This window comes from Rhodospirillales bacterium RIFCSPLOWO2_02_FULL_58_16, from assembly GCA_001830425.1.
GTDB lineage: Bacteria > Pseudomonadota > Alphaproteobacteria > Rhodospirillales > 2-02-FULL-58-16 > 2-02-FULL-58-16.
Genome location: MIAA01000029.1, coordinates 1 through 13,350 on the forward strand (window position 1 = coordinate 1; position 13,350 = coordinate 13,350).

Here is a 13,350-nt window from a genome sequence, read left to right on the forward strand (position 1 = left end):
TGAACAGGGCTTTGGCGGCATGATCAGCAACCGGAATACACCTTAACTTCGCCGCCGAACTGTCCAAACAAGTAGGACCACCTCAAGCCTTCAAACAGATGACGATAAAATCAGAGAGTGTGTCCCACATGGATTTCAGATGGTGGTCCGAAGGGTAGAAATTTTTGTGATGCACATACCCGTTAAGAGTATTGGCGGACAGAATCGGCTCGGCATTTTCGAACTTTTTTAAATCATCGTGGTACTTCTTATCAATGGTATCCGCCGAGTGCATGTGATTGAGCGCCTTCATGAACTTCTTGGCGAGTTTGTCACCTAAGTTGACCGTAGTAACGGACTGGCGATCTATGTAGTTCCCCACTGCTAATTCCAGCAGCACACGAAAAAGAACGGCAATGGCATTATCATGTTCGCCAAATTTCAGATGGAATTTAAGCTCGTTCCATATGTCTATAGCCCGTTTGGTGTGGGACAGGGAAACTAGTCCATCACCATCTTCAAGGCGAATTAGCGTCTTTCGGGTTTTCGGCTTGTTGAACGTGTTGTTAGGCAATATGCCTTCTGTAGATTTGGCTATGGGCTTCAAGGTCTTAAAGTTCTTGTTCTTGGTGAGAGAATCCTCAGCAGTAGGCAGAATATCCTCAGTCTCTAGAAGGTCCAGGTATTCCTTCTTGCCTTTGTTGCTCCAGATATCTTCAAGAACAATTTTTTTGTCGATCAAGTCTTTCACAATGCGGGACAAGGCCGCCATCACTTTGTTCTCATCATGCGTGAGTTCCACATGGCTTTTCGATATCGAAATCCCAACGCGGTTACGAAACGACTCTGACGACAGAAGACGATTAAGGTTAGATCGTGGAACCTTCGCGGACTGCCCAATATGGCCACCTTCCTTGAGCTTATTCTCAATATCTTCGGCGACATTTACAGCCGTCTTCTTGCCGGTACGGCGGACGAAATTGGATTTGGCTTCCGCATCCCACTGGCTTTGGCCGACGCCGCTCTGCCCACCCGTATGGCGGCGATGGAGAATTTCGTCGATCTGATCCCGGTCCTTTTCGATCCGGCATGCGATTTTATCTGGAAACTCTCCCTGCCATTGATCGCGCAGCCCCTGGAAGAACTCACGCCAATCTTCAGATGGGGCATGGTTTGGTTTATTCAAAAGCTTGAGGCAAGTGATCCGACGGTTACCGTCGTACACGACGAACGTATCATTATTGTGATGAACCAGCGGCGGTTCATAAATTTTGCGCTCGCCAACAATATCCTTGGCTAGGTTTCGCATATGATCCGCCCGGTGAGTAAGAAGCCATTCGATAGCCGCAGATTCATCAACCAGTTCCCCGTGACGGTCATTAGCTTTGTTTATGAGTAAATCGTCCAACGCAACATTCATTGACGAGATTGCCTCCTGACACGCTCTCACGCTTTTCTACAGCTATGAGAAGAGTTCCAATTCTTGATACCCGATGCGGACTGTGGGTAGATATGATTAATCACAAATATCACAAAAGATGCAAGGAAGATGGAAAAATAAATAAACAGATCGACAACCTGTCCAACCAAAACCCCTCCTGACCTCCCCTTCGTAAGGGGAGGAATTCTTTCGAAGCGGCACCGGCGCTTTCCCCTCCTTACGAAGGAGGGGAGGTTGCTGCAAATACCCCTAACGCCCGGCGCGTTGACCGGAATAAGCACTGTTTTATGAAACACAGAGGCTCAGAGGCTCAGAGACACAGAGAAAGATAGAAAGAAAAAGAAAAAGCAGGAAGAAAACTTTGCTTAATTTCTCTGTGCCTCTGTGATCAAAACGTACAGGCCGATAACTCCCTCTTCGATAAGGGGGAGGATTTTCTTCTCCCGATAGACGAAGCAGAGATGGCTGGAAATCACCCGGCGAAGCGGTAGGTCAATATTTTATAAGCCAGTTTCGCCGCCAGGAAATCGCAGGAGTGGAGGCCGTCGATGGGGGCGAGTTCGCAAATATCGGCGCCGACCACGTTCGCCGTCCGGCAAACGCCTCTGATGATCGGCAGCACGTCGTCCCACAACAAGCCGCCCGGCTCCGGCGTGCCGGTGGCGGGCATCAGGCTTGAGTCAAATCCGTCGAGGTCGAAGGTCAGGTAAACCGGGCGACCGGCAAGACTGGAAATGATCTCCTGAACATTCCATTCCCGGCGATCCTTCGCCCACCAGGTGTTGATGCGGCGGCGATTCTCATCAAGGTATGAAGCCTCGCCGGCCGATATGTTGCGGATGCCGACGGCGACCAGGGACAGGCCGGGATTGTCCAGGCACCGCCTCATGGCGGCGGCGTGGGAATAGGGTTCGCCCTCATAACCGTCCCGCAGGTCGGCGTGGGCGTCGAACTGGAGGATGACGAGATCGTCATGGCGTTCGGCAAAGGGACGGATGGCCCCCGCCGTCAGGGAATGTTCGCCGCCGAGGACGAGGGGAAATTGATTATCGGCGAGGATTCCCTCGATGATCCCTTCCAACTGAGCAAGCGCCGGGCGGATTCCTTCGGCGAGAGGAAAGGGGGCCATGGTTGCCGGCCGGAATTCGCGGCAAGGTTCGCGCCACAGTTCCTCGTCGAATAATTCCACCTGATGCGAGGCACGGATAATCGCCTGCGGCCCCCGCGCCGTGCCGCCGCCGTAACTGACCGACCCTTCCAGGCCGAAGGGAACGACGGTCACGCCCGGCTTGCCCTCGGCGGCTTTCGCATCTTCGTCGCGCAGGCCGAGGAAGCCGTTTTCCGGGGGAAGAAAATTCATTAAACCACCTTCACCAGGGCGTGGCGCTTCTTGCCGGCGGATAGTTTTACAATGCCGTTGACGGCGTCTTTTGTCGTCACTACCTGAGTTTCATCAGTTATGGCGATGTCGTTCAGGCGGGCGCCGCCGCCCCTGATCAGGCGTCTGGCCTCGCCGTTGGAGGCGCTGAGGCCGGCGCGTTTGAACAGGTCGAAGGCGTGGATGCCGGCCTCCAGCTCGACCGGCGATGCCTTGATGGTGGGCAGATCGTCGCCCTGCGTTCCTTCCTCGAAGGTCTTGCGGGCGGTTTCCGCCGCCGCCGCCGCCGCTTCCTGGCCGTGGCACATGGCGACGGCATGGTCGGCCAGCACTTTTTTGGCCTCATTGATCTCGGCCCCCGGCAGCGCTTCCAGGCGGGCGATCTCGTCAAGCGGCAGTTCGGTGAACAGGCGCAGGAATCTGCCGACATCGGCGTCCTCGACATTGCGCCAGTACTGTCGATAGTCGTAGGGGCTGAGCATGTCGCCGTTCAGCCATACGGCGCCGTCCGCCGTCTTGCCCATCTTGGCCCCGGACGAGGCGGTCAGCAGCGTCGTGGTCAGCCCGTATAATTCAAAGCCGCCGGCGCGCCGACCCAGCTCGATGCCGTTGATTATGTTGCCCCACTGGTCCGAGCCGCCCATCTGCAGGACGCAATTATTGCGCCGCGCCAGCTCCAGAAAATCGTAGGCCTGGAGAATCATGTAGTTGAATTCCAGGAAGGTCAACGGCTGCTCGCGCTCAAGGCGCGTCTTGACGCTGTCGAAGGTGAGCATGCGGTTGATGGTGAAGTGACGCCCCTGGTCGCGCAGGAAATCAATGTAGTTGAGCTTGTCCAGCCAGTCGGCGTTGTTAACCATGACGGCGTCCGTCGGCCCGTCGCCGAAGGCGAGGAAGCGGGAGAATACCTCCTTGATGCCGGCCATATTGGCGGCGATGTCGGCCTCGGTCAGCATCTTTCGCGACTCATCCTTGCCGGAAGGATCGCCGACCTTGGTGGTGCCGCCGCCCATCAGCACGATCGGCTTGTGGCCGGTCTGCTGAAGCGCCCTCAACAACATGATGGAGACCAGCGAACCGGCGTGCAGACTGGGCGCCGTGCAGTCAAAGCCGATATAGGCGGTAATGACGCCGTTCGTCGCCAGGGCGTCCACAGCCTCTATATCGGTGCATTGATGCAGATAGCCGCGCTCGACGGCGACGCGGATAAAGTCGGAACGGGCAGCGGCCATATCTCGTCCTTGCGGAAAGTATGTGTAATTATCACAATCATGCGCACCCTACAACGGCAGGACAGGACTGATCAATGAAGGCCTTGGGATTGATGAGCGGCACTTCGCTGGACGGCATCGACGCCGCCATCATCGACACCGACGGCGAGCGGGTGCTTTCCTTCGGCCCGGCGCTGACTATCCCCTACGCCGACGATTTCAGGGAGCGCCTTCGCAACGTGCTTGCGGGAGGCGAGTCGGCGATGGTGGAGCGGGAACTGACCCTGTTGCACGCCGAGGCGGTGAAGCGGCTGCCCTATAAAGACGTTGAACTTGTCGGCTTTCACGGCCACACGGTGGAGCATCGGCCTGCTGACGGCGTTACTCGCCAGATCGGCGACGGCGCCTTGCTGGCCAAGGAAATCGGCATCCCGGCAGTCGGCGATTTCAGGAGTAACGACGTTGCCGCCGGGGGCGAAGGAGCGCCGCTGGCACCCCTGTTCCATGCCGCTTTGGCGCGGAATCTGGAAAAGCCGCTGGTCGTTCTTAATATCGGCGGCGTCGCCAACGTCACCTGGATGGGGACCGGCGGCGAGTTGTCGGCTTTTGACGCCGGCCCCGGCAACGCCCTGATTGACGACCGGCTGCTCAAGACTACCGGGCGACCGATGGACAAAGACGGCGCCTTGGCCCGCTCCGGCAAAACGGACGAGATGATCGTGGCCGGATTGTTGGCCCATCCCTACTTCAACAAGCCGCCGCCCAAATCTCTGGATCGCAATGACTTTAACGCCGATGAAATTGCCCGTCTTTCCCCGGCGGACGGAGCGGCGACGCTGACCGCCTTCACGGTGCAAGCCATAGCCGCCGCCGTCAAACATCTGCCCGCGCCGCCGAAACGCTGGTTGGTTTGCGGCGGAGGCCGCCGCAATAAGTTCATGATGGACAGCCTGAACGAGGCGCTCGGCGGAAACGTCGAGGCGGTGGAAGCCGAAGGCTGGAACGGCGACGCCCTGGAAGCCCAGGCCTTCGCCTACCTTGCCGTCAGATCGCTGATGGGCCTCCCCTTGAGTCTCCCCGCCACCACCGGAGTCGGCAAGCCGACGACCGGCGGGGTATTGCATCGACCTTAACGGCGCGCTAGAGCGGTTTGCGATCAGATTGGATCATCTGCGTTACAAATTGCCGTCATTGCGACCGTGAGAGCGTCAGCGACACGGGAAGCAATCCAGTGGCCGGTGGCGCTCTCTGGATTGCTTCGTCTTGCTTCGTCGCTCCGCTTCTCGCAATCCTCGCAAAGACGGTTAGGCGTGGCCCACAGCGGCCCTGAGCGATTGCAATCAATCCTGACGCTCTCTAGGCCGCTATGTTGATGGCCTCGTCCAGGTAATCGTCAATGTGTCCGCACAAGATGGGGAGATGGTCATTGAAGAAATGGTCGCCGTTCTTGATCACCCTGAAGTCGATAGTGATGTTTTTCTGAGATGACATTTTGGCCACCAGCTTTTCTACGGACGACATGGGAATCACGTCGTCTTTGTCGCCGTGAATGATCATCCCCGAGGCCGGACACGGCGCCAGGAACGAAAAGTCATGAAGGCTGGCCGGAGGCGATACCGAAATGAAGCCGTTGATCTCGGGGCGACGCATCATCAACTGCATGCCGATCCAGGCGCCGAACGAAAAACCGGCGATCCAGCACAGCTTGGCGTTGGGATTATGGGCCTGCATCCAGTCCAGGGCCGAGGCGGCGTCGCTCATTTCGCCGTGGCCGCTGTCGAATTTTCCCTGGGAGCGGCCGACGCCGCGAAAGTTGAAGCGCAACGTCGAAAACCCCCGGCGCACGAAGGTCTGGTACAAGGAATAGATCACCTTGTTGTTCATGGTGCCGCCGTGCTGCGGGTGGGGATGCAACAAAAGAGCAATCGGCGCATTGGGCTTCTTTGAGTGACTGTATCGGCCCTCAAGGCGTCCGTCGGGACCGTTAAAAATAATTTCAGGCATGTTTCTCCAAGGTATTCATTCTGGTTTTCGGGCGGAAAAAGCTTTCGGAAGCGGGCAAACCCGACTAATCAACTCAGGGATTTTAAACTGCGCAGAACGAAGGGCATCCGTGAAAGCTTGACTAAAATAGTCGGATATATTATATTCAAACAGACCTGCAAGACATTCACGCCCGACCCCGTAAAGGGACGGGCGCATATGGCGAAAACTCTCAAGCATGTCCATAAGATAGAGTAGGGCCGATGTTTTTCAAGAGATTTAAAGAAGATATAGATTCCTTTATGGCCCGCGACCCGGCGGCGCGGACGCGCATGGAGGTGTTTTTATGCTATCCCGGCCTGCATTCCATGATGCTGTACTATCTGAGCAACGCCTTGTGGTTGCGCGGATGGCGGCTGTCGGGGCGGATGATTTCCCAGTTCGGCCGGATGTTGACCGGAATCGAGATTCATCCCGGAGCGCGCATCGGCAAACATTTGTTTATTGATCACGGCGCCGGGGTGGTTATCGGGGAAACTTCGGATATCGGCGATGATGTCACTATCTATCAGGGAGTGACTCTCGGCGGCATCTCGCCGGCGGTGGATTCCAGAACTCAGGTTGATAAAAAGCGCCATCCGACGCTCGGCAACGGCGTCATTATCGGTTCCGGCGCCCAGATTCTAGGCCCCATTCTTATCGGCGAGGGCGCCCGCATCGGCGCCAACTCCGTTGTTCACAAAGACATACCGCCGGGGGCGACGGCGGTAGGCATCCCGGCCCGCATAGTTATGCCCCGCGACAAAAACAAGCCGAAGGAATTCGTCGCTTACGGCGAACCGGTCGAGGGCTGCCCCGATCCGGTGCTACAGGTTATTGAAACCCTGCAAAGCCGGGTGGCGACGCTGATGAAGCGCGTTGATGAACTGGGAAAAGACGGCCCGAAGGGCAAAAAACCTCAACGCCCTAAAAGCAGCCGCAAAAAATCTTCCGTCGTTATCCCCGGCGGCAACCCATGATTGATGAAGGAGACGGTAAGTGAGACTTAGCACCAAAGGACGCTACGCCGTTATGGCCATGGCCGATCTGGCTTTTCATTCTTCAGACAAACCGGTCACCCTTGCCGAAGTCGCGGAACGCCAGGCGATATCCCTTTCCTATCTTGAACAGTTGTTCGGCAAGCTGAGAAGAGGCGGTCTGGTGAAAAGCGTACGCGGTCCGGGCGGCGGATATATGCTGTCGCGTGAAGCTGCCGATACAAGGATTTCCGACATCGTTCTGGCGGTGGACGAGCCGATCAAGACGACCCGCTGCCGGGACGGCGACGTCGCCGGTTGTCAAGCCGACAAAAGCCGGTGTCTGACCCATGATTTGTGGCAGGAACTGGGCAACCAGATATATCTGTATCTCAACTCCGTTTCCCTTGCCGACATTTGCGAGCACCGGGTGCTGGGCACCAGCGGTCTGCTCTTCCGCGACAGCCGGTCCGAGCCGATGGCGGCGGTGCAGTAAAGCGGGCTTACATGAAGAATAACGCTGTTTACCTGGATTATAACGCTACGGCGCCGGTCAGGCCGGCGGCGGCTTCGGCGGTGGCCGAGGCGATGGCCATGATCGGAAATCCTTCATCGACGCACAGCTTCGGACGCGCCGTGCGCAAGGCCGTCGAACAGGCCCGCGAGCGTGTCGCCGCTCTTGTCAACGCTCCGACCGGCGTTATTGTATTCACCGGCGGCGGAACCGAGGCCAATAATCTGGCCTTGAGAGGATGTGGAAGGCGCGCCCTGGTTTCCGCCGTCGAGCATGATTCCGTGCTGTCGGCGGTCCCCGATCCCATCCTTATTCCGGTTGACGGTGACGGTCTGGTCGATCTTGAAGCTTTGAAAGCCTTGCTGGCCGGCGAAGCGCCCGCCGTGGCGTCGGTGATGCTGGCCAACAACGAGACCGGCGTAGTGCAGCCGATTGCCGCCATTGCCGAGTTGGCGCACCGCTTCGGCGCTCTAATCCATTGTGACGCCGTGCAGGCGGCGGGCAAGATTCCCGTAGACATGGCGGCTCTCGGCGTCGATATGCTTTCGATCTCGGCCCATAAGATCGGCGGGCCGCCGGGCGTCGGCGCCTTGGCCGTCCTTGACCATGTAGCGTTGAAGGCTGTCGCCAGGGGCGGCGGGCAAGAGCGCGGCCTCAGGGGAGGCACCCTGAACGCGCCGGGCATCATCGGTTTCGGCGTCGCCGCCGACCTCGCCGGCGAGGGACTGAACGCTTTTGCCGGCCTGTCGGGATTGCGCGACGATCTTGAGCGCGAGATTATCAGAATGGCGCCCGGAGTTAAAATCTTCGGCGCCGGAGCGCGACGCCTTCCCAACACCAGTTATTTCTCAAGGCCGGGGCGGAGCAACGACACGCAGGTAATCAATCTTGATCTGGCGGGGGTGGCGATCAGCGCCGGCTCCGCCTGCTCTTCGGGAAAGGTCAAGGCGAGCCATGTTTTGACGGCCATGGGCGTCGATGGCGAACTGGCGTCCGGCGCGATCAGGGTAAGTCTGGGCTGGACCAGCACCGCAGACCATGTAAAACGCTTCCTGGCGGCATGGAACAGGAGGGCGGCATGAGTAAAAAAGGCGGAAACGGAGCCTCCGGACTGAAAGTCGGAAGTCGGGATCATCCGATTTATCTGGACTATCAGGCGACGACGCCGACCGATCCGCGTGTCGTTGAAGCCATGTTGCCCTATTTCTCGGTGATGTTCGGCAATCCCCACTCGCGCAGCCACCGCTACGGCTGGGAGGCCGAGGCGGCGGTGGAGAAGGCGCGCGCTCAAGTCGCCTCCATCATCAACGCCAACCCCAAGGAGATCATCTTCACCTCCGGCGCCACCGAGTCCAACAATCTGGCGATCAAGGGCGTGGCCCATTTTAACAAGGACAAGAAGAACCACATCATTACCTGCGTCACCGAACACAAGTGCGTACTCGATACCTGCCGGCATCTGGAGCAGGAGGGATTCAGCGTCACCTATCTGCATGTGCGGCCCAACGGGTTGATAAACCTTGAAGACCTGAAGGGAGCGATGACGGAAAAGACGGTGATTGTTTCCATCATGTCCGTCAATAACGAGATCGGCGTCATCCAGCCGATCAAGGAAATCGGCGCCCTTTGCCGCGAACGCGGAATTTATTTCCACACCGACGCCGCCCAGGCGGTGGGCAAGATACCGCTGGACGTGGAGGAGATGAACATCGACCTGATGAGCATCTCCGGCCACAAGATTTACGGGCCGATGGGCATCGGCGCTCTTTTCGTGCGTCGCCGTCCACGGGTGCGCCTTCAGGCGCTGTTCCATGGCGGCGGCCAGGAGCGCGGCATGCGCTCGGGCACTCTGCCGACGCCGTTGTGCGTAGGCCTCGGCGAGGCCTGCGCCATTGCCGAGGCCGAAATGGATGCCGAGAGCGAGCGCCTGGGCATGCTTCGCAAGCGCTTTGAAGACGCCATTAACAAGCGGTTGCCTGAAATCTATCTCAACGGCGACAGCGAACATCGCATCCCCGGCAACCTCAACTACAGCTTTGCCTATGTTGAGGGCGAGGGCCTGATGATGGCGATCAAGGACCTGGCCGTTTCCTCCGGCTCCGCCTGCACCTCGGCATCCCTTGAGCCGTCATATGTGTTGAGGGCGCTCGGCGTCGATTCCGACATGGCCCATACTTCCCTGAGGATCGGCATGGGCCGTTTCACCACCGAGGAAGAGGTTGACTACGCCGCCGATAAAATCGCCGTTGAGGTCGAGCGGCTGCGCAAGATGAGTCCGTTGTGGGAGATGGCGCAGGAAGGGATCGATATAAAGTCCATCAAATGGGCTGAACACTAAGAACCGGACCCGGAAAGCCGGCTGAATATGGAGAACGAAAATGACATACAGCGACAAGCTTCTTGACCACTATGAAAATCCCCGCAACGTCGGGTCAATGGACAAGTCCGAAGATAACGTCGGCACCGGACTGGTCGGCGCCCCGGCCTGCGGAGACGTTATGAAACTGCAAATCAAGGTCGGCGCCGACGGCATCATCGAGGACGCCAAGTTCAAGACTTTCGGCTGCGGCTCGGCCATCGCTTCAAGCTCGCTGGTTACCGAATGGGTCAAGGGCAAGTCGTTGGACGAGGCCGCCAGGATCAAGAACTCTGAGATCGTCTTTGAACTGTCCCTGCCGCCGGTTAAAATCCATTGCTCTGTTCTCGCCGAGGAAGCCATCAAGGCCGCCATCTCCGACTACAAGGCCAAAAATGCCGGTAAGGAAAAAATCGAGGCCGCTGAATGAACGTCCGCCCGCCCGCAATGTCATTGACCGACGCCGCCGCCAAGCGGGTGAAGGCAATGCTCGACGCGCGCGGCAAGCCTTCCGTCGGGGTGCGCATCGGAATCAGGACCAAGGGCTGTTCCGGCATGTCCTACACCCTGGAATTTGCCGACGAAAAAGGCCCTTTCGACGAGGTGGTGGAGGACAAGGGGGTGACCATCCTCATTGACCCCAAGGCGACCATGTTTATCATCGGCACCGAAATGGATTTCGTCGAGGAACAGTTGAAATCCGGGTTCGTCTTCACCAACCCCAACGAAAAAGGACGCTGTGGCTGTGGCGAGTCATTTAACGTCTGAACCGGAAAAACATGATGGCGTCGCCGTCTGCTGGTCATGCAAGGGGCCGGTAGCGGCCGGCGCTCTTTTTTGTTCCACCTGCGAGGCGGTGCAGCCGCCGGGCCGGATGGATCACTTTGCGCGGCTGGGGCTTGAGGTCACCTTCGATCTGGACATCAAGGAGCTTGAGCGCCGCTATTTTGATATGCAGCGGCGTCTGCACCCCGACCGCTTCGCTTCCGGGTTGCCGCGCGAACGCGCCCTCTCCCAACAGCAGGCGGTCAGCCTGAATGATGCCTATGACTCCCTTAAGGACCCGTTGAGCAGGGCTGATTATATGGTTCACCTGAAAGGCACCGAAGTGCTGCCCGAGGGCTGTAATCTGGTTAACGATATGGACCTTTTAACTGAGACGATGGAACTGCGGGAAGCGTTGGCCGACGCAAAAACCACAGGCGACGTGGACAAGATCGCCGGGCGTGCGGCAAACGATATAGAGCATTGCATCCGGGAACTTTCCGCATACTTTGCCGGCAACGACCTGGAATGCGCCTGCAAGCTGACGACCCGTCTCAAGTATCTCAGGAAGCTGGCTGAAGAGGCCCGCCTGTGCCGGGTCAAGATAGCCGCCGCAAGATAATGGAACTTCTGCAAATTCATGAGCCGGGCGAAACTCCGCTTCCTCACGAGGGAGAAAAGGATGTCGCGGTCGGCATTGACCTGGGCACCACCAACTCGGTAGTCGCCGTCAGTTTCGACGGCAAGCCGGAAGTGCTGCGCGACGAGAGCGGACAAGCCCTTGTTCCTTCAGTCGTCGCCTACGCGCCCGACGGCTCGGCCATTGTCGGCAGTTTGGCCAGGATGCTGCTGCTGGACAGGCCGGAGAGCGTGGTCTGCTCCATCAAGCGTCTGATGGGACGCGGCATCGACGACGTCAAGAGCCTGGGCGGCTCCTTTCCTTTCGCCATGGAGCCGGCGATTGAGGGCGAGTCCGCCATGATCCGCCTTAATGTCGCCGGCCACAGATTGAGTCCGGTAGAGATTTCCGCCGATATCCTGAAAGCCTTGAAAGAGCGTTCCGAGGATTATCTGGGCGCCCCCGTAAAACGCGCCGTCATCACCGTGCCTGCTCACTTCGATGACGCCGCTCGCGCCGCCACCAGGGACGCCGCCCGCCTCGCCGGTCTGGAGGTGCTGCGGCTGGTCAGCGAGCCGACGGCCGCCGCTCTCGCCTATGGCCTGGACAAGGAAGCGGAGGGACTGTTCGCCGTCTACGACCTGGGCGGAGGAACATTCGATATCTCATTGCTGCATATGGAAAAGGGCGTGTTCCAGGTGATCGCCACGGGCGGCGACGCCGCCCTCGGCGGCGATGACTTCGATCACGCCGTCGCCGAACATTTTTTCGGCGAGCGGAGCGGCAAAAACGGCGAAAGCCGCCTCGACAGCTCCGACGCCAAGGTGATGCTGATGACGGCCAGGATGGTCAAGGAATGTCTGACCGGGCAGGCCGAGGGTGAATGGAAGATCGAGGCGGACGGCAAACTCACCAGCCACCATCTGGGTCGCAAGCAACTGGAGACCATGATCAGGCCTCTGGTTGACCGCACCATCGCTATCTGCCGGGGGGTGCTGGAAGACGCCGGGGTGACCGCCGGCGACATCAAGGGAGTGGTGCTGGTCGGCGGCTCGACCCGCGTGCCTCTGGTGCGCCGTTGCGTCAAGAATTTTTTCGGCAAGGAGCCGCTGGCCGATATCAATCCCGACGAGGTTGTCGCCATCGGCGCGGCGCTCCAGGCCGAGGCGCTGACCGTCGGCTCCGACACCCTGCTGCTGGATGTCACCTCGTTGTCGCTGGGCATTGAGACCATGGGTGGATTGGTGGAAAAGATCATTCCGCGCAACACGCCGATCCCGGTGGCCAAGGCCCAGGAATTCACCACCTATCAGAACGGCCAGACGGCGATGTCTATCCATGTTCTTCAGGGCGAGCGCGAGATGGTCGGCCAGAACCGTTCTCTGGCCCGCTTCGATCTGCGAGGCATCCCGCCGATGACAGCCGGCGCGGCCCGCATCAAGGTTACCTATACGGTGGACGCCGACGGCCTGCTGACGGTCGGCGCCCGGGAGGAAATGACGGGCGTCGAACAAACCATAACGGTCAAGCCCACCTACGGCCTTTCCGAAAACGAAATGACCGAGATGCTGTATGCCGGCATGAAATACGCCAAGGAAGACATGAACCTGCGTCTGCTCGCCGAGTCAAGGGTCGAGGCCAGACGCACCATCAACGCCGTTATCTCGGCCGTTGATGTTGACCGCGATCTGCTGGACGAAGAAGAGATAAGACATATCCGCCAAGCCGTGGAAACTCTTTCCAAGGCCATCTCAGGCGACGACAGGGACGCCATCATGATCCGCGCCGAAGAACTGGAAGCGATAACCAAGCCCTTCGCCGAAAAGCGCATGGACCGCAGCATCCGCAACGCCCTCAAGGGCGTCAGCGTCGATAAATTGTAGGAGCAATAGCCGTAAAGAATGACTCTGAAAAATCCTCCCCCTTGCTTCAAGGGGGAGCTAGGGCGCGTCAGGATTGATCAGGATCACCCGCGTTACGAATTGGCGTCATTGCGACCGTGAGCGTCAGCGACACGGGAAGCAATCCAGTGGTGGCGGCTCTTTCTGGATTGCTTCGTTCTGCTTCGTCGCTCCGCTTCTCGCAACC

13 protein-coding genes are annotated in these 13,350 nt (G+C 58.6%); 9 read left to right on the forward strand and 4 right to left on the reverse strand.

Translation table 11 applies throughout. The annotated features are described in order from the left end of the window. Window positions 1-82: 82 nt before the first annotated feature. The 3 genes from A3H92_11260 to A3H92_11270 form a co-directional block, all read right to left on the reverse strand. On the reverse strand, window positions 83-1,408 hold the full coding sequence (locus A3H92_11260) for a hypothetical protein (GenBank protein OHC74703.1): 1,326 nt from the start codon (window positions 1,406-1,408) through the stop codon (window positions 83-85). A 484-nt stretch (window positions 1,409-1,892) separates the two neighbouring features. Further along, a complete protein-coding gene (locus A3H92_11265; protein ID OHC74655.1) occupies window positions 1,893-2,780 on the reverse strand; it encodes an agmatinase in 888 nt (295 codons plus the stop codon). Beyond that, entirely contained in the window at window positions 2,780-4,030 is a 1,251-nt protein-coding gene (locus A3H92_11270; protein OHC74656.1) for a tyrosine--tRNA ligase, read from the reverse strand. The genes A3H92_11265 and A3H92_11270 overlap by 1 nt, the downstream gene beginning before the upstream one ends. Before the next feature lie 74 nt (window positions 4,031-4,104). Between A3H92_11270 and A3H92_11275 the strand changes: the two genes are divergently transcribed. Then, window positions 4,105-5,142 (forward strand): anhydro-N-acetylmuramic acid kinase, encoded by a 1,038-nt coding sequence (locus A3H92_11275; GenBank protein ID OHC74657.1) that lies wholly within the window; start codon window positions 4,105-4,107, stop codon window positions 5,140-5,142. 223 nt (window positions 5,143-5,365) lie between these two features. Here the strand turns inward: A3H92_11275 and A3H92_11280 are convergent, their stop codons facing one another. After that, on the reverse strand, window positions 5,366-6,013 hold the full coding sequence (locus A3H92_11280) for an alpha/beta hydrolase (GenBank protein ID OHC74658.1): 648 nt from the start codon (window positions 6,011-6,013) through the stop codon (window positions 5,366-5,368). A gap of 242 nt (window positions 6,014-6,255) precedes the next feature. On the opposite strand from A3H92_11280, the gene A3H92_11285 reads away from it, so the two are divergent. Genes A3H92_11285 through A3H92_11320 form a run of 8 tightly spaced genes read left to right on the forward strand, consistent with a single transcriptional unit; the run spans window position 6,256 to window position 13,145 of the window. Further along, window positions 6,256-7,011: a serine O-acetyltransferase gene (locus A3H92_11285; protein OHC74659.1), complete on the forward strand. Its 756-nt coding sequence runs from the start codon at window positions 6,256-6,258 to the stop codon at window positions 7,009-7,011. 19 nt (window positions 7,012-7,030) lie between these two features. Beyond that, window positions 7,031-7,504 (forward strand): Rrf2 family transcriptional regulator, encoded by a 474-nt coding sequence (locus A3H92_11290; GenBank protein OHC74660.1) that lies wholly within the window; start codon window positions 7,031-7,033, stop codon window positions 7,502-7,504. 11 nt (window positions 7,505-7,515) lie between these two features. Beyond that, complete coding sequence (locus A3H92_11295; GenBank protein ID OHC74661.1) at window positions 7,516-8,604, forward strand: cysteine desulfurase; 1,089 nt, start codon at window positions 7,516-7,518, stop codon at window positions 8,602-8,604. Next, on the forward strand, window positions 8,601-9,860 hold the full coding sequence (locus A3H92_11300; GenBank protein OHC74704.1) for an IscS subfamily cysteine desulfurase: 1,260 nt from the start codon (window positions 8,601-8,603) through the stop codon (window positions 9,858-9,860). Before A3H92_11295 ends, A3H92_11300 begins: the two co-directional genes overlap by 4 nt. Before the next feature lie 40 nt (window positions 9,861-9,900). Beyond that, window positions 9,901-10,308, forward strand: a complete 408-nt coding sequence (locus A3H92_11305) for a Fe-S cluster assembly scaffold IscU (GenBank protein OHC74662.1) — start codon at window positions 9,901-9,903, stop codon at window positions 10,306-10,308. Window positions 10,309-10,325: 17 nt separating this feature from the next. After that, complete coding sequence (locus tag A3H92_11310; protein OHC74705.1) at window positions 10,326-10,646, forward strand: Fe-S cluster assembly scaffold SufA; 321 nt, start codon at window positions 10,326-10,328, stop codon at window positions 10,644-10,646. After that, on the forward strand, window positions 10,624-11,265 hold the full coding sequence (locus tag A3H92_11315) for a Fe-S protein assembly co-chaperone HscB (GenBank protein OHC74663.1): 642 nt from the start codon (window positions 10,624-10,626) through the stop codon (window positions 11,263-11,265). Before A3H92_11310 ends, A3H92_11315 begins: the two co-directional genes overlap by 23 nt. Beyond that, window positions 11,265-13,145: a Fe-S protein assembly chaperone HscA gene (locus A3H92_11320; protein OHC74664.1), complete on the forward strand. Its 1,881-nt coding sequence runs from the start codon at window positions 11,265-11,267 to the stop codon at window positions 13,143-13,145. The genes A3H92_11315 and A3H92_11320 overlap by 1 nt, the downstream gene beginning before the upstream one ends. Window positions 13,146-13,350: the final 205 nt, after the last annotated feature.

Excerpts from the sequence above, each read along its gene's own strand:
- A3H92_11265 (OHC74655.1), bottom strand. The coding sequence starts at position 2,780 with ATGAATTTTCTTCCCCCGGAAAACGGCTTCCTCGGCCTGCGCGACGAA.
- A3H92_11270 (OHC74656.1), bottom strand. The coding sequence starts at position 4,030 with ATGGCCGCTGCCCGTTCCGACTTTATCCGCGTCGCCGTCGAGCGCGGC.
- A3H92_11275 (OHC74657.1), top strand. The coding sequence starts at position 4,105 with ATGAAGGCCTTGGGATTGATGAGCGGCACTTCGCTGGACGGCATCGAC.
- A3H92_11280 (OHC74658.1), bottom strand. The coding sequence starts at position 6,013 with ATGCCTGAAATTATTTTTAACGGTCCCGACGGACGCCTTGAGGGCCGA.
- A3H92_11285 (OHC74659.1), top strand. The coding sequence starts at position 6,256 with ATGTTTTTCAAGAGATTTAAAGAAGATATAGATTCCTTTATGGCCCGC.
- A3H92_11295 (OHC74661.1), top strand. The coding sequence starts at position 7,516 with ATGAAGAATAACGCTGTTTACCTGGATTATAACGCTACGGCGCCGGTC.
- A3H92_11300 (OHC74704.1), top strand. The coding sequence starts at position 8,601 with ATGAGTAAAAAAGGCGGAAACGGAGCCTCCGGACTGAAAGTCGGAAGT.
- A3H92_11305 (OHC74662.1), top strand. The coding sequence starts at position 9,901 with ATGACATACAGCGACAAGCTTCTTGACCACTATGAAAATCCCCGCAAC.
- A3H92_11310 (OHC74705.1), top strand. The coding sequence starts at position 10,326 with ATGTCATTGACCGACGCCGCCGCCAAGCGGGTGAAGGCAATGCTCGAC.
- A3H92_11320 (OHC74664.1), top strand. The coding sequence starts at position 11,265 with ATGGAACTTCTGCAAATTCATGAGCCGGGCGAAACTCCGCTTCCTCAC.